This is a genomic window from Mesorhizobium erdmanii USDA 3471, assembly GCF_000472705.1.
Taxonomy (GTDB): domain Bacteria; phylum Pseudomonadota; class Alphaproteobacteria; order Rhizobiales; family Rhizobiaceae; genus Mesorhizobium; species Mesorhizobium erdmanii.
This window is the reverse complement of sequence record NZ_KI421453.1, coordinates 465,137-485,561: the sequence shown is the minus strand read 5'-3', so window position 1 is coordinate 485,561 and position 20,425 is coordinate 465,137. Positions and strand designations below refer to the sequence as shown.

Here is a 20,425-nt window from a genome sequence, read left to right as displayed (position 1 = left end):
TTGATCGGCCTTGCGTCCACTTCGCTGACCAAAGACCTGCTGAATGTCCTCAAGACGATCAGCGGATTCGGCAACAACCAGAACAAGCCGTCCGGGGCGAGCACGGATCTCACCTCGGACCAGACCAAGCCTGGCGCCGGCTATGCCAGTAACGACCACACCGTCAAGACGTCCGTGAAGGATCTCTTGAAGCCGCACGAATGAACAGGGAATTTGACGATAGACCGCTGATGGGAACGTACGCGGAGATTTTGCGGGAAAGCGGGATTCGCGCAGCCGGTCGGTTCGGAGTACAATACCGCATGGGAAACGCCTCGGTCTGGCCATTGTTGAACCGTCGCCCCGCGTACGGGATGAGAAATCCATGGTGAACGTCCCCGTAAACGCCGAAAGCCAGCCGGTCTCGATGCGCGCAGGCACCGAAGTCGAGGGCGCGACTGATCAGGCCGGCGACCACAACGCGGCGGCGCGGGCCTCAGGCGGCCCCGTCGAGTTCGACCAGTTAGGGCCACGCCTCAAGGCGGTGATGCGTGTCGCCCGCTACCATGGCGTCGAGATCGACCCCAGCGAATTCAGGCCGTCCAGCGCAAGTCCGGTTCCAACCGCTTCCGACCTCGCCGAGTGGGCCCAGAACGGCGGCATGTGGTCGCGCGCCCTCCACATTCGCTGGTCCCACCTCTTGCGCTTTCAGGACACTGGACCCGTCGTCCTGCTGTTCACCGATGGCGGCGCGGCTCTCCTCACCGGGGCGAGCGCCGAGCGGAACGTCATTTTCCTGAAAAGCGCCGACGCACCGGACGACGGTGAGGCCACAGCCATCGACGAGCTACGACTGTCGCAGGTGTGGACAGGCGATGCGGTCTTGTTGCGCTCGGCTCGATCCGAGGTCGCGGCGGATGCGCCGTTCAGCCTGCGCTGGCTCGTCGAACTGATACGGGTCGAAGGGCGACCCCTGCGCGATATCGCCATCGCCTCGTTCACGCTCAGCGTTCTTACCATTTTGCCGCCACTGATCGTCATGACGTTGGTCAACAAGGTGCTGCAGTTCAACAGCATTTCGACACTGGTGCTGCTGTCGACGATCATCGCCGTCGTCTTCGCCTACGAGACGCTGCTCGGTCACGCCCGGCGATTGATCATCAATGTCGTGGGCGCCCGTCTGGACACAAAGCTGCAACTGCACGTGTTCAGTCGGCTGCTGCGCCTACCGCTCGACTATTTCGAGCGCCATCCGGCCGGCGAGACGATGTATCATCTCGCCCAGGTCTATCGCATCCGCGAGTTCCTGACCGGAAAACTGCTGAGCACGTTCCTGGACCTGATCACGCTTTGCGTCCTGGTACCGGTGATGTTCTACATCAATGCATCGCTGGCGTGGATCGTCATTGCCTGCGCTGTCGTCATCCTCCTGATCATCCTCGCCTTCCTCAAGCCGCTGCGTCGCAGGTATCAGCAGGTGGTCGATGCCGAGACCTGGAAGGCGGCCGCGCTCGGCGAAACCGTGGTTGGCATAAAGACGGTGAAGGCGCTCGGCCTCGAGCCGCAACGCAAAGCGCTTTGGGACGAGCGTGTGGCTGAAGCGGGCAGGGCGCGTCTCGCCTTCGGGCAACTCGCCAGCTGGCCGCAGACCCTGGTCACGCCGATCGAACGATTGATGGTGCTCGGGACCATGCTTATCGGCGCGTATCTCGCGATGAACGACAGCTCGGGCTATATGGTAGGTAGCCTGTTTGCCTTCATGATGATCTCCCAACGCGTCGCCCAGCCGCTGGTCGGGCTGGCGCGGCTGGTCGAAGATTATGAAGAGGTCGGTGCGGCGATCGGCGAGGCGGCGTCCGTCCTCAATCGGCCGCTGGAGAGCAGCTCGAATTCCATCGGCCTGAGGCCAAAGCTTGTTGGCGAGGTCAGCTTCAAGGACCTGACCTTCAGCTATATCGGCACCAAGACACCGGCGCTTGACCGGGTCAGCTTCGATATCCCGGCAGGGTCGATGTTTGGCATTGTGGGACGCAGCGGGTCGGGAAAATCGACCATCGCGCGCCTCCTGCAGGGTATCAACCGCGATTACAGTGGGTTCCTCAAGCTGGATGGCGTCGACCTCAAGGAGATCAACCTGCGCCATCTTCGCCAGGGACTCGGCGTGGTCCTGCAAGATAACTTCCTGTTCCGTGGGTCGATCCGTGACAACATCATCGCCGGGCGCGCAGGGTTGACCCTTTCCGACGCGATGCGTGCCGCTCACCTTGCTGGTGCTGAAGAATTCATCGAGCGCATGCCGAATGGCTATGACACCTACATCGAGGAAGGCTCGCCCAATTTGTCGGGCGGTCAGAAGCAGCGGCTGGCGATCGCACGCGCACTCATCCATGATCCGACCATCCTCATCCTCGATGAAGCGACCAGCGCACTCGATCCGGAGAGCGAAGCCGTGGTCAGTGCCAACCTTATGCGCATTGCCAGCGGGCGAACGATGATCATCGTTTCGCATCGGCTCGCCTCTCTGACCGAGTGCGACCAGATATTGGTCATGGAGCAGGGCAAGGTGCTCGACGTTGCGCCGCACGCGGTCCTGCTCGAACGATGCGCCCTCTATCGCCAGCTGTGGTCGCAGCAGAATAGGCACCTGGACGGCCGCAACGCGCGTCCGGCTGTCGTCCCCCCGAGGTTGGTTTAGTCATGATCGGCGCGGCCCATGAGTAGCACCTCACTCACCATCCGTCCCGCCCGGTGGCGCCGGACGAAAGCGAGCGATCCGACGTCTCCTGCCATTCTCGAATTCCAGTGGCCGTCGACGGCGATTGCGAACGCCCCGATCCCGCGCGCCGCGCGCGGCATCGTCTGGGTCATTTCCAGCCTGGTGGTCGTCCTGGTCGTCCTGGCGGGGCTGATACCGGTCGATCAGGTCGTGACGACCAGAGGGCTCGTGGTCTCGCAATCGCCCAACATCGTCGTGCAGCCGCTGGAGACAGCGATCGTGCGCTCTATCGACGTTCGTGAAGGGCAGCATGTACAGGCCGGACAGTTGCTTGCCCGCCTCGATGCGACATTTGCCTCAGCCGATCTCTCAGCCCTGGCGATGCAGGTTTCGACGCTTGAGGCCGAAGTCGCACGATTGAAGGCGGAGGCCGACGGCCAGGCGTTCAACTATGACGGTCTTGACCCGAGCTGGACCTTGCAGGCGTCGATCTTCGAGCGGCGCAAGGCCGTCTATGATGCAAAGGTTGAGAATTTTGACCGACAGCGCGACGAACTCTCGTCCGCGATTTCGCGCTCGCAGTCGGATGCTGACGGCTACCGTCAGCGGCTCGCTGTAGCCGGTTCGATTGAAGACATGCGCAAGCAGCTCGAAAAAAGGCAGGTGGGCAGCCGCCTCAACACATTGCTTGCCGAAGACAATCGCGCGGAAATGTCCCGGGCGCTCGGTAATGCCCAGCAGACCGCCGAAGCCGCCAAGCTCCAGCAGGCGGCAGTGGCCGCTGAACGCGACGGCTACATTCAGAATTGGCGCGCGGAAGTCTCGCAGAGCCTGTCGGAGGCGAGTTCGCGGATGTCCGATGCGCGCGAACTCCTCACCAAAGCAAAACTGCGCAAGCAATTGGTCGAGTTGAAGAGCGAAGCAGACGCCATCGTTCAATCGGTGGCCAAGGTCTCGGTTGGCTCGGTCCTGCAGTCCGGTGATCGGCTGATCACCCTTGTGCCTGCAAACGCGAAGCTTGAGATCGAGACAAACATCGTCGGCCGGAGCAGCGGATTTGTGCATGTCGGTGACCCCGTGGTCATCAAATTCGACACCTTCCCTTATTCGCAATACGGCCTCGCTCACGGCACGGTTCGCGCGGTTAGCCCGGATTCGTTCTCGGCGCGGGAACAAGCGCGCGACCCGAACAGCTCTTTGTCGATGCTGCCCGCCGATGCCGAACCATTCTACCGCACGCAGATTTCCATCGACCAGGTCGCCCTGCACGGTGTTCCAGCCGGTTTCGCCGTCAGTCCCGGCATGCCGGTTACCGCCGACGTCAAGGTCGGTCGACGCACTGTGCTCAAATACCTTCTTGGGGCGATGCTGCCCATAGGCCAGGAAGCGATGCGAGAGCCTTAGGCTCGGCGCAAACGAAAACGGAGTGCTCTGGGGCTTGGATCGATGACAATTCTGGATCGGCTGACCGGTCTCGTCAACCCGACGGCAGCCCTGCGCCGGGCGATCCATCTTTACGACATCGGAAAGCACGCCGAGGCATTTCCGCTCCTGGCCATCGCCGCGCGTGCCGGGATAGTCGACGCGGAATTTCGGGTCGCGCGTTGCTATCTGGAAGGTTCGGGCGTGCCGCCTAGCCGGATGGAGGGAGCGCGCTGGCTGCGGCGGGCAGCCGACCGCGGGAGCGCGGATGCGCAGGCGCTTCTCGCAGCACTCTACGTTACAGGGCTGGTGCCTGCGGACGCTGATGGCAAAGGCCTTGGGTCGGAGCGCTTGTTCGATCGAGATTCCTCGGGCGAGGCGGACTTCGCGGCCGCGCGCGACTTTGCAAAGAAAGCCGCCGAGGCCGGTTCGGCAAGCGGTCAGGCAATCCTCGGCTACATCCTTACCAATGGTCCCAAACCGATGCGCGACGCGGATGCAGCGCACCATTGGTATGAGCAGTCGGCCGCAGCCGGTTGTGCCGAAGGATGCCTCGGACTTGCCCTTTCGCTGGCTCGGCGTGGCGGGACCGCCGAGCGGGGCAGGATTGCCAACGAGATCCGACGCGCGGCCGACGCAGGCCTGCCGACCGCTATCTATCTTCTCGCCGTCATAACCGAGCACGGGCTGGGTATGTCGAAAGACCCCGCGGCAGCCGCAAGACTGTATCAGACCGCCGCGGAAAAAGGTCTTCCCTCGGCCCAGTTCCGGCTTGGATTGGCACTGATCGACGGTGCACTCGGCGGCCATGACGCGGCAGCCGGGGAAGCTTGGATGCGGCGCGCCGCTTTGGCGGGTAACATCGAAGCGGCCTATGTCCTCGGCGATCATTATGTGAAGGACCGGCCTCCGAACTACGCAGAGGCCGCAAGCTGGTACCTGCGGGCGGCAGAGGCAGGTCACCAGGCCGCTGCTCGCGCAATTGCCTCTCTCTACCTGACGGGAAACGGGGTTGCCAAGGATGACAAAGAAGGGAGGCGCTGGTTGCGCGCTTCCGCAGACAGCGGCAACCAGGAAGCGCGGGTCGACCTAGCCAATCTCCTCCTCGGAGGGACCGGCGAGCTTGACGACACCACAGGCGTTGCCGAGTGGTTCGAGGCGGCCGCGTCGTCGGGCGACCTTATCGCGGCGTTCAATCTCGGGCTGTGCTTCGCCAAGGGCGTTGGTGTCAGGCAGGATGAAGGGCAAGCCGCACACTGGCTGAGGCGTGCCGCGGAAGGGGTGCCGGAGGCGCAATATATGTATGCGCGGATGCTTCTGGATGGGCGCGGCCTGGAGGCCGACCTCCCGCAGGCGCGCGTCTGGTTTGCCGATGCAGCCGATGCTGGCATGCTCGACGCAAAAGTGGCTCTTGCCGAGATGTTGCTCAACGGGCGCGGAGGTACGAGTTCGCCGGCTGCTGCGGTGCGACTGTTCGAGCAGGCGGCCGGCGAAGGTCACGTCGGTGCGATGTTTGCGCTTGGTGCGCTGTGTGAAGCTGGACAGGGCCTTCCGTTCGACCAGAAGATGGCGCAGAAATGGTTCGCTGCCGCAGCCGAGCTTGGGCATGGCCAAGCCCAACTCATGCTCGGCCGCTATCTCTCCCGAGGTCTCGCCGGGGAGCACGATCCCGTGGCCGGTCGCCGTTGGCTCGAAAAAGCGGCTGCGCACGGCATTCAAGAGGCCAATGACGAACTGGCCGAGTTTGCTTCGGATCAAGCTCGGATGAAGGTTCAGTAGCCATTAAGTTCGCCTGTTTTGGCTACCCTCGAAACTATACGGAGAGGTTCTGATTTTGGCTCACGAGAAATCCAATTCAAATCAGAGGTTAGAACATGCCTCCGGACCCAGTATGGTGTTTGATTCTGAAACGAAAGAATAAGCTACTTGGTGGAGCAATGACGGTACTCTTCAAGGCGAAGCGGGCACGCTGCCGGGCGCTACGACGCGGGAAGATCGTCCAATTGATTTCGATAGTCGATGAAATCTCTAATATTTTGCGGCGATTTCCCTTGAATTCAAAAGCGCAACTTTTTTGACGGACCACCAGGGCAGCCAATACACCAGCGAGCAGTTCCAGCGCCTGATGGCCGACCACGGCATCACCTGCTCGATGAGCCGTTCGGGCAACGTCTGGGACAATGCAGCAATGGAGAGCTTCTTCTCGTCGCTGAAAACCGAGCGGACAGCCCGCAAAGTCTACAGAACGAGGGATGACGCCAGGGCGGATGTGTTCGATTACATCGAGCGCTTCTACAACCCTCGGCGAAGGCACTCGACACTGGGCTATCTGAGCCCCGTCGAGTTCGAGGAGCAAGCTATGCTAGCTTAACTGCGTGTCCGAAAAACCGGCAGCAGGCCAGCCAACGCGACTTGGGCTGATGGGGCGAGCGTAACGGACAAATTCTGGTTTCAACGCTTGAGCTCCGAAACCGGGTGCAGCATTCACGCTATACGGGCTTGCAGCGTATCAGTACGAGCACATCCTTGACGGAGATGACACGCGGCGAGGCACCAACCTTTGGACAGACGGTCTCATGCCGTTCGAGACGTACCAGCGGCGCTACCTGCGGGGTGTCACGCTCGACTTCTCGCGACCGGGAAAGCCAACGGACAACGCTTACATCTACGCCTTCAACGGCCGCTTCAGGGCGGAATGTTTGAGCGCTGATTGGATCTAGCGCGCTGGCGCTTTGGATGTAGCAAGATCGGCCGCTTGGGGCGAAGCGTTAAATTGGTCCGACCTTCACCTTCGAACCATTGGTCAGCCGCGCGAGCTGGAAGGGAGTCGGATCGACGCTCGGCGTCTCGTTGGTGATCAATTCCGCGGCAAGATAACCTAGGCCTGGGCCAAAGCCGAAGCCGTGACCGGAGCAGCCCGCTGCCAGATAAAGCCCTCCCAACGCTTCGATCCCGGACACCACCGGCACGGCATCAGGCGTGCAGTCGACGTAGGCACCCCATGCGTGATCGATTTCGAGGCTTGCCAGTTGGGGAAATGTGCCACGCACATTGTCCATGATCGCATTGACCAGCCGCCGGTTTGGAGCCGGATCGAGAACGCGATTGCGCTCGAAAATCGTCGGATCCTTCCCCAAAAGCGCGCCCAGGGACTCGGGACCGGCGAAAAACGACCTGCCGAGTCCCATCTGCACCGCCTTCAGGCGCTTGATGAATTGCGGCAAGAACTCACGCGCGAAGCGGAGGCCCTGCGGCGTCACTTCCAGCGAGGCCCGGCCGCTGATCGCCATGGTATAGCTGCCGTCAAGCCGCCGGGTCATCGCGAAATCGGGACTATAGAGCACCTCGCCGACATTGACCGTCCGCTTCGTGCGTACGACGGTTTGCCGCACGCTCGCTTGCGGAAAGACGATTCCATGACGACCCAGGAAGCCGGAGGCCCAGGCACCAGCGGCGCACAGCACGGCATCGGCACGGATGTAGCCCTTCTCCGTATGTATCCCCGTTACCCGGCCGTTGGCGACATCCAGGCCGCGTGCGGCGCAGTTCTGATGGATTGTCGCGCCCAGCGCGCGGGCGCCTTCCGCTAGCGCCGGCGCGGCGATAGCGGGCTCGGCCTTGCCGTCCGCGACAGAGTGCAATCCACCCAACCATTTGCGTCTTGTTTCCGGAATTCGGTTTCCGGCTTCAGCCGCACTCAGCATATGGGTTTCGACGCCGAACTCTCTCGCCGTTGACCTCCAGGCTTCCCAGCCGGCCAGCATCGCGGCATTATCCGTCGTGTAGATGAGGCCTGTGCGGCGGAAGCCCAGGTCCTGCCCTATGTCGGTCGCCAAACTGGCCCACAGCCGCATGGAAATGAGCGACAGAGGCATTTCGCGAGGATCGCGGTTCTGCTGCCGACACCAGCCCCAGGTGCGGCTCGATTGCTCACATGCGACGTGACCTTTCTCGAGCAGCGCTACGGAGAGCCCACGCTTTGCAAGAAAATAGGCGGAGGCGGTGCCGACGATTCCTGCGCCTACGACCACAGCGTCCACTGCCTTCGGCAGGGCTTCATCGCTGGAGACAGACCGGACGACAGGAGACATAGCTGGGAACCTTGTTGGGTTTACGCGTTCAGCCATGGCCAGGGAGGCTCGCGATCGCGTCTATTTCAACCAGATAGCCATAGTGCAATTCAGGCACGGGAACGACCGTACGCGCGGGCCGCGCCTCGCCCAGCATTTCCCCGTAAACGCGATTGAACTCCGGCCAGTTCTGCACGCCGACGATATAGGCCGTCACCCGGCAGAGGTCGTCCGGCTTGCCGCCAGCTGCCTCCAGGATCGCCAGCATGTTGGCGATAGACAGGCGCGCCTGGAGTTCGAAGCTTTTGTCAGCGAGTGGCGCCTTGTCGGCCCTGATCGGAAGCTGGCCTGAAATGTACAGACTGTTGCCCGATCGGACAGCCTGCGAATAGTGGCCCGCCGGCGCTGGTGCGTCCTCAGCCAGGATGGTTTGCGGCTTGCTGTTCATTACCAGCCCCCAAAGCGCTGCCACTCGCCCTCGACCGCGTCGGAGGCGCCACGGACGACATGATAGCTGCGATGCTGGGCACCGGTCGCGCAAGCGTGATTGGGTAAAATCCGCACCCTGTCGCCGATCTTGAGCTCGGGCAAAGTCGCGCCGGAGCCTCGGCGCACCTTGATAATGCCGTGCTCTTGGTTCGCATCGGCCAGGATAATATTGTCAAACAGCCGGCCACGGCTGTCACAGACGACGCCATAGCCCTGATTGACCTCCTGCCTGGAGGTTCCGCGATCCTGCGACATGGCCATCCACCCGGCGTCGACCAGTATCCAGCCCTTTTCGCGCTGATGGCCGATGACGGTCGCCAGCACGGAGATCGCAATATCGTCAATCTGGCAGATGCCAATGCCAGCCATCACAAGGTCGAAGAACACGAAAACGCCCGCACGGACTTCGGTCACGCCGCTCAGCTCCGCTGCACGATGCGCGGTCGGCGTCGAACCGACGCTGACGACGGGGCAGGGCAGCCCCGCATCGCGCAGAATGGTGGCTGCGGCGACTGCGGCATGCCGCTCTTCCTCTGCGCAGCGCCGCAGCGCCGCAGCGCCTCGTCTCCTCGCGCCGCATAGCTGCCGCCGGCATGGGTGAGGACGCCGCGCAACTCTCCCCCGTCGATCAAGGCTCTGCCGATTGCAACCAGCCGATCCCGGTCGTTTGGCAGGACGCCGGATCGGTGACCGTCGCAGTCGATTTCGATGAGGGCGGGAATGGCCATGCCGGTTTCTCGCGATGTCGCGGCGACGGCTTGGGCCTGTTCGACCGTGTCGAGAACCACGGCAAGGTCGACGCCCTGCCTCCGCAGTTCGATGACCTTGGCCAGCTTCCATGGTGCGATGCCCACGGCATAGATGATGTCCCGGACACCGGCATTCGCGAAGAGCCGCGCTTCCCTGAGGGTGGAGACGGTCGCCGGTCCCTCTCTGGTGGCCATGACGCGGCGGGCCACCTCGATTGACTTTGCGGTCTTGAGATGCGGCCGCAGCGATACGCCAAGAGGTGCGAGCCGTTCGCGTAGTCGAACGATGTTGCGATCCATACGATCGGAGTCGAGGATTAGGCAGGGCGTTTCCAGATCGTCGAGGCGTGTGGCGGCGCTCTCGTGCTGCACCTGGTCCAAGGTTTCTACCTCACTCACCGCCTGCTTCCTTGCGTCTATTTTGATGATCATTTGCGTGGGCTCTCGAAAGGCGAGCCGCGCGAGACCGGCAGCTGAAACTCGGGCCGCTCATCCCGGAAAAATCCCAGGATGGCTTTGGTCTCGAGATACTCCTCGAGCCCAAAGACGCCATATTCCCGACCATTGCCCGACTGCTTGTACCCTCCAAAAGCCGCAAAACCGTCCCATGCGGGATGGTTGATATGCACTTGGCCGGCGCGAATTTTTCCCGCAACGCGACGCGCGCGATCGATATCGCCGGATTGAACATGGGAACCCAGACCATAGACAGTGTCATTGGCGATGCGGATTGCCTCATCCTCATCCTGATAGGGGATGAGGCACAGCACCGGTCCGAAGATCTCTTCCTGGGCGATACGCATTTCCGACCGCACTTCGGAGAAGACGGTCGGCTCGACGAAATAGCCCTTCGACAGATCTTCAGGTCGTCCAGGGCCGCCGCAGACGAGCTTGGCGCCTTCGGCAATCCCGATGCGTATCATGTCCTGCACTTTGTCGAACTGGTTACGATTGGCGAGCGGACCAAGGACGGTCGCCTCGTTGAGCGGGTCGCCGACAGTCATGGTAGCCGCAGCCGACGCCGCCAGTTCTTCCACCTCCCGCAGTCTCTTGGCGGGTACGAGCATTCGCGTGGGGGCGCTACACGACTGGCCGACATTGCGAAACGCGGCGGCTACCCCGAGAGGCACGACGCGCCCCCAATCTGCGTCGTCCAGCAGAATGTTGGGTGACTTGCCTCCCAACTCCTGGGTTACGCGCTTGACCGTGGGCGCCGCGGCCTGCGCCACCAGCACGCCGGCGCGTGTCGATCCTGTAATCGAAATCATGTCGATGTCGGAATGTGACGCGAGCGCTGCGCCAACATCTTCCCCCGTGCCGGTCACCATATTAAAAACACCCGGCGGCGTTCCGGCATCATGCATGATCTGCGCGAACAGGTGGGCGCTGAACGGCGAAAGTTCACTGGGCTTGAGGACGATGGTGCAGCCGGCGGCGAGCGCCGGGGCAACCTTCGCTGTGATCTGATAAAGCGGCCAATTCCATGGTGTAATGAGAGCGCAGACGCCTATCGCTTCCTTGGCGATCGCGGTCGTGCCCTGCTTCTTGATGAAGCTGTAATCTTCCAGCACCTCGATCGCGGCGCGGATATGCGCCAGCCCGAAAGGAACCTGCGAGGAGCGGACAAAGGCGATGGCCGATCCCATCTCGCGGCATATTGCCTGTGCCAGATACTCAAATCGCTCTTCGAGGAGAGTGAGAATCCGCTTGAGCAAATCGATGCGCTCGGACGGTGATGTCGCTGCGAATGACGCAAACGCGCCGCGGGCAGCGGCAACGGCAATGTCGACGTCCAATCCGCTGCCTCGAGCGACAGATCCAATCACCCCTTCCGTCACCGGACTGATGATTGGGATCGCCGCGGCTGGCTTTGCAGGCAGTCTCCAGCCGCCTTCCAGATAAAGCAGATCGCATCGCGGCATTTCCATCGATTCGCTTTCTCCGTTCACAGACCAAACAGCGGCGGCGTGTCAGGCTGCCCTTTCGGCGCCGTTGCCTGATTGGGGAGAATATGCCACGACATGAATATCGCAATTAATCCAATCTTCATCATCCATTAAGGTATGGCTTAATGATCTCGACGGACGATCTGACCTTCTTCCATGTCCTTGCGACCGCGCCCTCGCTCGCGGAAGCTGCACGCAGGCTCGATGTGACGCCTCCGGCGGTGACACAGCGCCTGCGGGCACTCGAGGGCCGCGTCGGGGTTAAACTCATCGAGCGAACGTCACGCGGCCTCAGCCTTACGGATGAGGGTGAACTGGTGGCTTCGGAGGGAGCTACGATCATCGCAGCCGTTGACGATCTGTCGGAGCGACTGGCCAGCCGAACCAGCCAGGTGCGGGGCCATTTGCGTGTTGCCGCGCCCTATGGCTTTGGAAGGCGATATATCGCACCGATCGTACAGGAATTCGCGAGCAAGCATCCTGCGGTATCGGTCACATTAGAACTCTTCGAGAGCCCGATACGACAGATGTCCGAAAGCTGGGACATCGTGTTGCACATAGGATCACTGCCGGAGAGCGATCGCCTGGTAACCACGCTCGCGCCGAACCAGCGCGTCCTTTGTGCATCCCCCGGCTATCTGCAACATAGTTTGCCTATCCTCGAGCCGGGTGAGCTTGTCCTGCATCGATGCCTCGCCCTTCGAGAAAACAACGAGGACGTAACGCTTTGGCGCTTTGCCCATTCCAAGCATGGCAACACCACCGTTCGGGTCAAACCGTCCATGTCGAGCAATGATGGCGAGATCGTCCGCGACTGGGCGCTCGCCGGCCTGGGAGTCATGGTACGAAGCGAGTGGGATGTGGCTGATGATCTGGCAGCAGGAAGATTGCAGGCTGTTCTCCCATACTGGTCGTCCCCACACGCTGACGTGGTTGCACTGCTCCATGCCCGCCATGGACGCAGCAGTCGGACGAATAAGTTTCTGCAAGCGCTTAGGGATAGCCTGAACCCACCTCCATGGCGTCAGTGACATGCCCGCCCCCAGAACCGCTGCACACTTCGGGGCGACATGCGTTAGACCGCGCGGCCGAAGCGATCGATCCTGAAGTCATCGAGCGGCGTTTCGCAACAGCCGGTCGCAATGAGCTCGGCCATGGCGTCGCCAACACCTGGACCGAGCTGGAAGCCGTGTCCGCTGAAGCCGAAGGCATGGAACAGGCCAGGCGTCGTCATCGAGCGTCCCATGACGGGCAACATGTCGCGAACATAGCCCTCGCAGCCGGACCAGGTTCGGATGACTGCCACCTGGGCGATTGCCGGCAGCAGCCGCGCGACGGCCCGCAATTGCGTCGTCAGCCGCGTGGGGTCGGCAACCGCGTGACCTGGGTCGAGGTCCACCGCCACCCTTTCAGCGGCTCCGCCGAAGACGATGTTGCCCCTCTCGACCTGACGCAGATAGGCGCCATGGTCCTTGTCGCGCGTCCAGATGCCAACCACCGGCGGTACTCGATAGGGCAGTGGCTCGGTCACCCCCATCTGCGGGCCGCGGGCATCGAGAGGAACCTCCTCACCGAACTGTGCGGCGATGCGCGCGCCCCAGGCGCCAGCTGTGTTGAGCAGGCACTCGGCGGTGAATGAACCTTTTGAAGTGGTGACAAGGAAATCGGGACCTTTATGCCTGATCGCCGCGACCTCGGCTCCCTCGACGATTTCCACGCCGAGCCTCCGGGCGGCGTCGGCGAAGGCCGGCGCGATCAGCCGCGGATTGCCGCTGCCGTCGTGCGGCGAGAACGACGCGGCGATGGCTCCCGGACCGAGACCCGGAAAACGGGCGTGAATGTCGCGCGAAGTGAGTTCCTCAAGGTAAAGGCCCCAGGCTCGCGCCGCCTCCGCATAGGCCCGCATGTCGGCGAGACTGCCGTCGTCGAAGATCAGCCGGATATGACCGGTGGCGCGGAATTCCACGTCCCGGCCGAGCATTTTCTCAGCCTCGTTCCACAGCCTGAGCGAGCGATGCGCCAGCGGCAGCTGGGATAGATGCCGACCCGTGCGCCGGATGTTGCCAAAGGAGGCGACAGTCGCTCCGGTGCCGATCCGATTGCGCTCGATCAGCGTCACCCGCGCGCCGCGCCTGGCGAGGAAATAGGCCGAGGCCGTCCCCATCAGTCCGCCGCCGAGCACGATCACATCCATAGTCAATCCTCAAGCAGGGCGGATGATCCTTGAATACGCCAATCTTGTCCGCGCCGCGGCCTTGCGTCAAAGACAGGTTTGAACCAGAGTCATAAGTTGCACCTATGGAGCAGCAATGCGGGCCCGGCAGCTGGAAGTGTTCATCGCCGTCATGCGCGCCGGCACCGTGACAGCCGCTGCTCGGATGCTGAACATTTCCCAGCCGGCGCTCAGCCAGATCCTGCTTCACACCGAAGACGAACTCGGTTTCGCGCTGTTCGAGCGGGTGAAGGGCAGGCTGCGCCCGACTCCGGACGCGCTCGAGATTTTCCCGGATGCCGAGAGGCTGTCGGCGGGGCTCGAAGGACTACGCCGCAAGACCACCGACCTTCGGCTGGGCAGGACTGGGCTGGTGCGGGTTGCGGCCTCACCGCCGCCGGCCATGGCAATACTGCCGCGCGCCTTCACCAACTTCCGGGCCCAGCATCCCGATATTTTGCTGCGTTCCCATAGTGCGCCGATCGCCGCGATCGTAGACATGCTGCGCGCGGGCGACGCCAGCCTCGGCGTGGCCATGGACGACCGCCTGCCTCCCGACATCGAGGCAGAGGTGATCGGCAGTGTCGGCTTTGCATGCCTGCTGCCCGCCGGGCACGCTTTGCAAAGGAAAACCGAGCTGACGCTCGCCGATCTCGTCCGGGAAGAGCTGATATCCTATCGTGGAAACACGCGCCCTGCCGAGGAACTGGCCCAGGCGGCGCGCGCGCAGGGTCTCACACTTTCGCCATCGCTCGAGATCGACGTCTCGATTTCCGCAATCGGCTTCGTCCAGGCCGGTCTGGGTATTGCCCTGGTCGATGCGCTGTTGCCTTGGCAGCAGTTTGCCGGGCTCGCGGTCAGGCCGCTAGCGGCGGGACCGGAATCTCCGATCGCACTTCTTACCTCGCGCACGAGAGCGCTTTCACGTGCCGATGAGATGATGCGCGATGAGATCCGTGCGGCCTGTCACGCAATTCTCGGAGAACATCGCGCAAGGGCATAAGCAAGACTTATATCCTTGCTCATCATGCGTCTTGGACCTGTCCCATCGGGTCGTGCCAGCATTCAGGTGGCAGACAGGAAGGGACGCATCATGGATGGTGCCATCGCGGCGAATCTGGCGCAGGACGGAGCCGACTGGAAGGTCGGCGTCGATATCGGAGGCACCTTCATCGATTTCTGTGCGCTCGAGGCCAATTCCGGGCGGGTCGCCTCTCTGAAAGTGCTGACGACACCGGAAGATCCGGGTGCCGAACTGATGACGGGTCTTGCCCTTCTGGCCGAGCGAGAAGGCTTCGATCCGACCCGTATGACGCGCTTCGTGCACGGCACGACCGTTGGCATCAACACGATCATCCAGCGCAAGGGCGCGCAGCTGGCGCTGTTCACCAATGCCGGCTTCGAGGACGTGATCGAACTGGCACGGCTTCGCATGCCGGACATGTATTCGCTGTTCTGCACGCGGCCGGAGCCGCTGATCCCGCGAGACATGGTCTTCGGCATTCCGGTTCGCATGCGCGCCGATGGCAGTGAATCCCAGGCGCCTGACATGGACGCCGTGGAAAGGGCAGTCGCGACGGCGAAAGCGACCGGGGCACAAGGGATCATCGTGTCCTTCCTCCATTCCTGGCGCAACGGTGCACAGGAGGCTTCGGTGAAGGCGGCGATCGCGCGCCTTGCGCCGGAACTCTTCGTCTTCTCCTCGGCCGAGGTGTGGCCCGTCATCCGCGAATACGAGCGCAGCTCGACCGCCATTCTCAACGGCTACGTCCATCCGCGCGTCTCGGGCTATCTGACGGCGCTGGAAGAGCGGCTGAAAGGAAGCGGCGTGCCAGCCCGTCCGATGCTGACGAAATCCAACGGCGGGTTGATGAACGCTGCCGAAGGCAAGCACGCCTGCGTAAACATGCTGCTGTCGGGAACGGCCTCCGGCGTCATCGGCGCCTCGTGGCTGGCGCGTCAGGCAGGCGAGGGTAAGATCCTGACCCTCGATATCGGCGGGACCTCGGCCGATTTCGCGCTCATCATCGGCGGTGAGCCGCAGTTCGGCACCGGCGAGCTGATCGGCGAATTTCCGCTCCACATTCCTTCCGTCTCGGTGAGCTCGATCGGCGTAGGCGGCGGCTCGATCGCCAGCGTCGACGCTCAAGGGGTGCTACGGGTCGGGCCGGAGTCGGCCGGCTCGACGCCTGGGCCCGCATGCTACGGCCGTGGCGGCGAGCGCGCGACGGTGACGGACGCCATGGTGGTGTGTGGATGGCTCGGCCACACCGAGATGGCCTATGGCCAGCTCAAGATCGATGTCGGGTTGGCGCATCGCGCGGTCGGCGACCTCGCATCCCGACTCGGCCGCACGGTTGAGCAGACCGCGCAGGCGATCCTCGACATTGCGGTGTCTGAAATGTTCGTCGAGGTCGAGAAACTCGCCTCGCGGGCAGGCGTGGACTTGCGGGATTTCACGCTGATGCCTTTTGGCGGCGGCGGGCCCATGCTCGGCGCCTTCCTTGCCCGCGAACTCGGGATGAAGCGCCTCATGGCGCCCCGTCGCCCCGGTGTGGTGTCGGCGCTGGGCGGGCTGGTGGCGGATCTTCGCGGAGACTTCATACGCACTATCTTCGCTCCACTGTCGGATGCGTCACTTCCAGGAATTCACAGCGCCTTCGAGGCGCTCGCGCGGGAAGGTCGTGACTGGCTGGCGGCACAGGGGCACGACGCGGCGGCGGAACTCAGTCTCTCCTGCGACATGCGATACGTCGGGCAAAGCTATGAGATCGAGGTCGTCGTTTCGCCGGAATGGCTCGTGGAAGGCGACGCGGCCGCCATCTCGCAGGCCTTCCACCTCACGCATGAGCGCCTCTACGACTTCCACGACCCGGAGGGCGAGATCGAACTCGTCAACGCCAGGCTGTCCGCCGTAGGCGCCGGTCCGGCATTGTCCTTCCCCGAGATCGACGAGAAGGACGCCCGGGCCATTCCAGCGCGGCGGCTCCCGGTCTACACCGGCCAGAGGGTCGAGACCGTCGACCTCCACGACCGGCAGGCGCTTGTGCCGGGCAGCGTGTTCCACGGGCCTGCCGTGGTGGTGCAGGAAGACACCACCTTCGCGATCCCGATCGGAACGCAGGCACGCGTCGATCGCCATCTCAACCTTCTTCTGACCTTCGGGGAGTGACGCCATGTTCGACCGAACAAACCTTCAGGTTCTGGCGAACCACGCCCGCGCAGCCGCCGAAAATATGGCCCACACGCTGCACCGCACCGCGCACTCCGCCTTTGTCAAGGAAACGCAGGACTTCACGGTGATGCTGCTGGACCGCTCCGGCGCGACCTTCGCCGTCCCAATGGAACTCGGCACCACCTGGCATCCCGGGGTTTCGTATCACCGCGCAATCGCGATGGTGGACGACTACCGGCCTGGAGACGTTGCCTTCACCAACGATCCCTATTCCGGCTACGTTGCCACCCACGCGCCCGACACGCATTTGTGGAAGCCGGTCTTCGTCGATGACGAGATCATCGCCTGGACCGGAGGGCACATCCACAACACCGACATGGGCGGGGCGGTGCCCGCTTCTCTCAGCCGGGCGCTGACCGAAATCCATCAGGAAGGCATCCGCTTTCCTCCCATGAAGCTCGTAACCGAAGGCGTGTTCGACGAGATGATCCTGCGGATCATGAGCACCAATGTGCGCAAGCCCGACCTCAACATAGGCGATATCAAGGCGTTGGTCGGCGCGCTCAACACCGGCGAGCGCAAGATCCAGGCGATGGTGCGGAAGTTCGGCAAGACCGGCTTCGTGGAAGGCGTTGCTGCTCTTCTCGACCATGCGGAGGCGCAGGCACGCGACGTGCTGCGCTCCATGCCAGACGGCACATGGGAGTTCGCCGACTATGCCGACGAGGATTCGGTCGAAGCCAATCCCTGCCGGCTGAAGTTGACGCTGACGATCAGGGGCGACGAGGCGGTGCTCGACTTCACCGGTTCAGATCCGCAGCTCGGCTCCTCACTCAACGTGCCCACCGGCGGTGACCCACGCCACACCATCCTGCTCGTCGGCGTTTACTATGTGCTCTATACACTCAACCCGAAGATCCTGCTTAACACGGGCCTCACCCGGCCCTTCACCTGCATTACCCCTCATGGTTCGGTGCTGAACCCGGTCTATCCCGCTGCCGTGGGCATGCGTTCGCTCACCTGTGCACGCCTGCGGTCAGTCATCTTCGGCGCCTTTTCGCAAGCGATGCCGGCACGCCTGCCGGCGGCACCGGCTGGCAACAACTGCATCGTCAACGTCATGACGACGGACGAGCGCACCAGCCAGACCGTCATCGCAGCGGTCAACCCGGTGGTAGGGGGCGGCGGCGCGATGCCGCATCGCGACGGAACCAACGGATCGGGCGCCGATGCCGCCTATCTCAAGAACACGCCGATCGAGATCACCGAAACCGAGACCCCAGTCGAATTCCTGAAATACGGGCTCGCCCGGGATAGTGGCGGAGCCGGTCGCTGGCGCGGTGGGCTGGCGACCGAGATGGCCTTCCGTGTCTTCGCCCCCGATTCCAGGATCACGGCGCGCAATCGCGACCGCAGCTTCTTTCGTCCCTGGGGCGTGCTGGGCGGCAAGGCGGCCGGCCTGTCGGACATGATCGTCAATCCTGGGACCGAACATGAGAGGCGGCTGGGCAACATCGACACCGCGGTACTGCAGCCCGGCGACGTGCTCGACATCCGCTCCGCGGGAGGCGGCGGGCGCGGCGAACCGCATCAACGCGAGCCTTGGCGGGTCGCGCAGGACGTTCGGCGCGGCTATGTTTCAGTGGCATCGGCCGAGCGCGACTATGGCGTCGTCATCCGCGACGGCGAGGTCGACGAGCAGGCGACGGAAAGGCGGCGCGCAGAGCAGCGGCCGGCCACCGGCCATTTCCATTTCGGTCCGGAGCGCGAAGGCTACGAAGCGCAATGGACGCCAGCAGCCTATCACCGGCTCACCGCCATACTGAGGGATTTGCCGATCCATTGGCGGTTCTTCGCCAAGACGGAGATATTCCGTCGCATGAAAGGGCGCTCGGGGTCGGAAGGCGTCCAGGCGGCGTTTGATGGGGTCTGCAAACGGTTCCCCGAACTGCCGCGTTCTCAACCCGTGCAAGAGGCCGCGGAATGATCACCGCCGGCCGCATCGTCCGGTTGGCCGAACCCGACCGGGCGCAGCTGCATTTCTTTCTCGATGGGGAGAAGCGCTCTGCACTAGCGGGCGACACTGTGCTGACCGCCATGCTGGGTTCCGGACACGCGCTGCGAAGCTCCGAGTTCGGACCCGAGCCGCGCGCGGGCTTCTGTTTGATGGGAGCCTGCCAGGATTGCTGGGTGTGGCAGGACGAGGGACCGCGCCTGCGGGCGTGCTCGGCGTTTGTCACCGAAGGTATGAAGCTGCGCACGACGCCACCGGAGAACTGGCCGTGAGCGAAACCTCAGTGTCACGGGTCGTGATCGTGGGCGCCGGTCCGGCCGGCATAAGGTCGGCGGCAACGCTGGTCGAGGCCGGGCTCCACCCGGTGGTGATCGACGAAGGCAATCGCGCCGGCGGACAGATCTATCGCCGCCCGCCGGCCGGCTTCGTCCGAACGCCAGAGCAGCTCTACGGATCGGAAGCGGCGAAGGCGCGTGCGCTGCATGCGCTGTTCGACCGGCTGGCCAAAGACGGGCGGCTTACCCACTACGCAGCGAGCTCCGTCGTCGCCGTGCACGAGAGGCGGTTGCACGTGCTGGGGGAGAGTGGCGTGCAGATGATCAGCTACGACCGCGTGATCCTCGCCACGGGCGCATCCGACCGCGTCACTCCCGTCCCGGGCTGGCAGAGCGCCGGCGTCTACAGCCTTGGCGCCGCCCAGATCGCGCTCAAGGCGCAGGGCGTGGCGCTCGGGCGGCGGATCATCCTGATCGGATCGGGACCTCTGCTGACGCTGGTCGGTGCCCAGCTCGTCAAGGCTGGAGCGGATGTGGCGGCGGTGCTCGACACCTCACCCTGGCGCCAGCAGATGCGAGGGCTCGGGGGAATTGCCGCTCGGCCATTGGTCGCGCTGCGCGGCCTGGCCCTGCGGGCGAGGCTCGGCCGCCGCTACCATGCGGGCGTGACGCTCGAACGTATCGAGGCCGACGAACGAGGCGTCACCGCGATGCGCTGGCGCGACGCCGGCGGAAGGCAGCGGCTGTCCCCATGCGACATGGTCGGCATGGGCTGGCACCTGCGGGCAGAGACCCACTTGGCCGACCTCGTGGGATGCGCGTTCACCTATGACGAACAGTGGCGGCAATGGCTGCCAAAGACCGACGAAATGGGTCGGGCCGGCAATGGCGTCTACCTTGCCGGCGATGGGGTTCGCCTTCTGGGAGCGGACGGCGCGGAGATCGCTGGGCGTCTCGCGGCGGCGGCATGCCTTGCCGATCTCGGACATCCGGCGCCCTCCACCGCGGCTGATCTGCGCAAGCTCGCCCGGCTCGCGCGCTTTGCCCGCGGCCTGGCTTGCGCCTTTCCCTGGCCGGTCGAGATGGCGTTGGCACTCCCCGACGATGCGATCGTCTGCCGCTGCGAGAATGTGAGTGCCGGAGATGTACGCCGAAGCGTGGATTTCGGTGGCGGCGAGGCCAACAGGGTTAAGTCGCTCTCGCGCGCCGGCATGGGGCGTTGCCAGGGGCGTTACTGCCTTTTGGCTGCCGTTGAGCTTGTTGCCGCGCAAGCAGGCTGCACGCCCGACACCGTCGGCCGGTTTCGCGCACAGGCCCCTGCCAGGCCCGCTCCTATCAGCGCTTTTCTGCGGGATGGCTGAGGCCGTGCATGAATGAC

14 protein-coding genes and 3 pseudogenes are annotated in these 20,425 nt (G+C 63.4%); 12 read left to right on the top strand and 5 right to left on the bottom strand.

Going from position 1 to position 20,425, the window contains the following annotated elements; all coding sequences use genetic code 11:
• The 6 genes and pseudogenes from A3AU_RS1000000139620 to A3AU_RS1000000138405 all read left to right on the top strand — a co-directional run.
• Positions 1-204 (top strand): hypothetical protein (locus A3AU_RS1000000139620; protein ID WP_027056131.1); only part of this gene is annotated, 204 nt, incomplete at its 5' end.
• A gap of 160 nt (positions 205-364) precedes the next feature.
• On the top strand, positions 365-2,674 hold the full coding sequence (locus tag A3AU_RS0129655; protein ID WP_245235597.1) for a peptidase domain-containing ABC transporter: 2,310 nt from the start codon (positions 365-367) through the stop codon (positions 2,672-2,674).
• A gap of 18 nt (positions 2,675-2,692) precedes the next feature.
• Positions 2,693-4,099: an HlyD family type I secretion periplasmic adaptor subunit gene (locus A3AU_RS0129650; RefSeq protein ID WP_027056129.1), complete on the top strand. Its 1,407-nt coding sequence runs from the start codon at positions 2,693-2,695 to the stop codon at positions 4,097-4,099.
• 42 nt (positions 4,100-4,141) lie between these two features.
• A complete protein-coding gene (locus A3AU_RS01000000136310; RefSeq protein WP_032918340.1) occupies positions 4,142-5,896 on the top strand; it encodes an SEL1-like repeat protein in 1,755 nt (584 codons plus the stop codon).
• 307 nt (positions 5,897-6,203) lie between these two features.
• Positions 6,204-6,488, top strand: a pseudogene (locus A3AU_RS01000000136305) (IS3 family transposase); the annotation flags it as partial.
• 232 nt (positions 6,489-6,720) lie between these two features.
• Positions 6,721-6,831 (top strand): annotated as a pseudogene (locus tag A3AU_RS1000000138405) (integrase core domain-containing protein); the annotation flags it as partial.
• A gap of 54 nt (positions 6,832-6,885) precedes the next feature.
• Here the strand turns inward: A3AU_RS1000000138405 and A3AU_RS0129630 are convergent.
• From A3AU_RS0129630 to A3AU_RS01000000136295, 4 genes and pseudogenes are all read right to left on the bottom strand, one after another.
• Positions 6,886-8,208, bottom strand: coding sequence for an NAD(P)/FAD-dependent oxidoreductase (locus tag A3AU_RS0129630; RefSeq protein WP_027056128.1), 1,323 nt, complete (start codon positions 8,206-8,208; stop codon positions 6,886-6,888).
• A gap of 28 nt (positions 8,209-8,236) precedes the next feature.
• On the bottom strand, positions 8,237-8,635 hold the full coding sequence (locus A3AU_RS0129625) for a RidA family protein (protein WP_027056127.1): 399 nt from the start codon (positions 8,633-8,635) through the stop codon (positions 8,237-8,239).
• Positions 8,635-9,824: pseudogene (locus A3AU_RS1000000137010) on the bottom strand (alanine racemase). The gene A3AU_RS0129625 and the pseudogene A3AU_RS1000000137010 overlap by 1 nt, the downstream one beginning before the upstream one ends.
• A 29-nt stretch (positions 9,825-9,853) precedes the next feature.
• Complete coding sequence (locus tag A3AU_RS01000000136295) at positions 9,854-11,353, bottom strand: aldehyde dehydrogenase family protein (protein ID WP_081709706.1); 1,500 nt, start codon at positions 11,351-11,353, stop codon at positions 9,854-9,856.
• A 143-nt stretch (positions 11,354-11,496) separates the two neighbouring features.
• Here A3AU_RS01000000136295 and A3AU_RS0129610 point away from each other — a divergent pair, with 143 nt between their 5' ends.
• A complete protein-coding gene (locus A3AU_RS0129610) occupies positions 11,497-12,402 on the top strand; it encodes a LysR family transcriptional regulator (RefSeq protein WP_027056126.1) in 906 nt (301 codons plus the stop codon).
• Between the two features lie 44 nt (positions 12,403-12,446).
• Here the strand turns inward: A3AU_RS0129610 and A3AU_RS0129605 are convergent, their stop codons facing one another.
• Complete coding sequence (locus A3AU_RS0129605) at positions 12,447-13,565, bottom strand: NAD(P)/FAD-dependent oxidoreductase (protein ID WP_027056125.1); 1,119 nt, start codon at positions 13,563-13,565, stop codon at positions 12,447-12,449.
• A 115-nt stretch (positions 13,566-13,680) separates the two neighbouring features.
• Between A3AU_RS0129605 and A3AU_RS0129600 the strand changes: the two genes are divergently transcribed.
• The 5 genes from A3AU_RS0129600 to A3AU_RS0129580 all read left to right on the top strand — a co-directional run bounded on the left by A3AU_RS0129600 (position 13,681) and on the right by A3AU_RS0129580 (position 20,408).
• Positions 13,681-14,586, top strand: a complete 906-nt coding sequence (locus A3AU_RS0129600) for a LysR family transcriptional regulator (protein WP_027056124.1) — start codon at positions 13,681-13,683, stop codon at positions 14,584-14,586.
• Positions 14,587-14,676: 90 nt separating this feature from the next.
• Positions 14,677-16,755 carry a hydantoinase/oxoprolinase family protein gene (locus tag A3AU_RS0129595; protein WP_027056123.1) on the top strand — a complete coding sequence of 693 codons (2,079 nt, stop codon included), beginning with the start codon at positions 14,677-14,679 and terminating at the stop codon, positions 16,753-16,755.
• 4 nt (positions 16,756-16,759) lie between these two features.
• Entirely contained in the window at positions 16,760-18,745 is a 1,986-nt protein-coding gene (locus A3AU_RS0129590; protein ID WP_027056122.1) for a hydantoinase B/oxoprolinase family protein, read from the top strand.
• Positions 18,742-19,044, top strand: a complete 303-nt coding sequence (locus A3AU_RS0129585; RefSeq protein ID WP_027056121.1) for a (2Fe-2S)-binding protein — start codon at positions 18,742-18,744, stop codon at positions 19,042-19,044. The genes A3AU_RS0129590 and A3AU_RS0129585 overlap by 4 nt, the downstream gene beginning before the upstream one ends.
• On the top strand, positions 19,041-20,408 hold the full coding sequence (locus A3AU_RS0129580) for an FAD/NAD(P)-dependent oxidoreductase (protein WP_027056120.1): 1,368 nt from the start codon (positions 19,041-19,043) through the stop codon (positions 20,406-20,408). The genes A3AU_RS0129585 and A3AU_RS0129580 overlap by 4 nt, the downstream gene beginning before the upstream one ends.
• Positions 20,409-20,425 lie beyond the last annotated feature (17 nt).

Excerpts from the sequence above, each read along its gene's own strand:
- A3AU_RS0129655 (WP_245235597.1), top strand. The coding sequence starts at position 365 with ATGGTGAACGTCCCCGTAAACGCCGAAAGCCAGCCGGTCTCGATGCGC.
- A3AU_RS0129650 (WP_027056129.1), top strand. The coding sequence starts at position 2,693 with ATGAGTAGCACCTCACTCACCATCCGTCCCGCCCGGTGGCGCCGGACG.
- A3AU_RS01000000136310 (WP_032918340.1), top strand. The coding sequence starts at position 4,142 with ATGACAATTCTGGATCGGCTGACCGGTCTCGTCAACCCGACGGCAGCC.
- A3AU_RS0129630 (WP_027056128.1), bottom strand. The coding sequence starts at position 8,208 with ATGTCTCCTGTCGTCCGGTCTGTCTCCAGCGATGAAGCCCTGCCGAAG.
- A3AU_RS0129625 (WP_027056127.1), bottom strand. The coding sequence starts at position 8,635 with ATGAACAGCAAGCCGCAAACCATCCTGGCTGAGGACGCACCAGCGCCG.
- A3AU_RS01000000136295 (WP_081709706.1), bottom strand. The coding sequence starts at position 11,353 with ATGGAAATGCCGCGATGCGATCTGCTTTATCTGGAAGGCGGCTGGAGA.
- A3AU_RS0129610 (WP_027056126.1), top strand. The coding sequence starts at position 11,497 with ATGATCTCGACGGACGATCTGACCTTCTTCCATGTCCTTGCGACCGCG.
- A3AU_RS0129605 (WP_027056125.1), bottom strand. The coding sequence starts at position 13,565 with ATGGATGTGATCGTGCTCGGCGGCGGACTGATGGGGACGGCCTCGGCC.
- A3AU_RS0129600 (WP_027056124.1), top strand. The coding sequence starts at position 13,681 with ATGCGGGCCCGGCAGCTGGAAGTGTTCATCGCCGTCATGCGCGCCGGC.
- A3AU_RS0129595 (WP_027056123.1), top strand. The coding sequence starts at position 14,677 with ATGGATGGTGCCATCGCGGCGAATCTGGCGCAGGACGGAGCCGACTGG.
- A3AU_RS0129590 (WP_027056122.1), top strand. The coding sequence starts at position 16,760 with ATGTTCGACCGAACAAACCTTCAGGTTCTGGCGAACCACGCCCGCGCA.
- A3AU_RS0129585 (WP_027056121.1), top strand. The coding sequence starts at position 18,742 with ATGATCACCGCCGGCCGCATCGTCCGGTTGGCCGAACCCGACCGGGCG.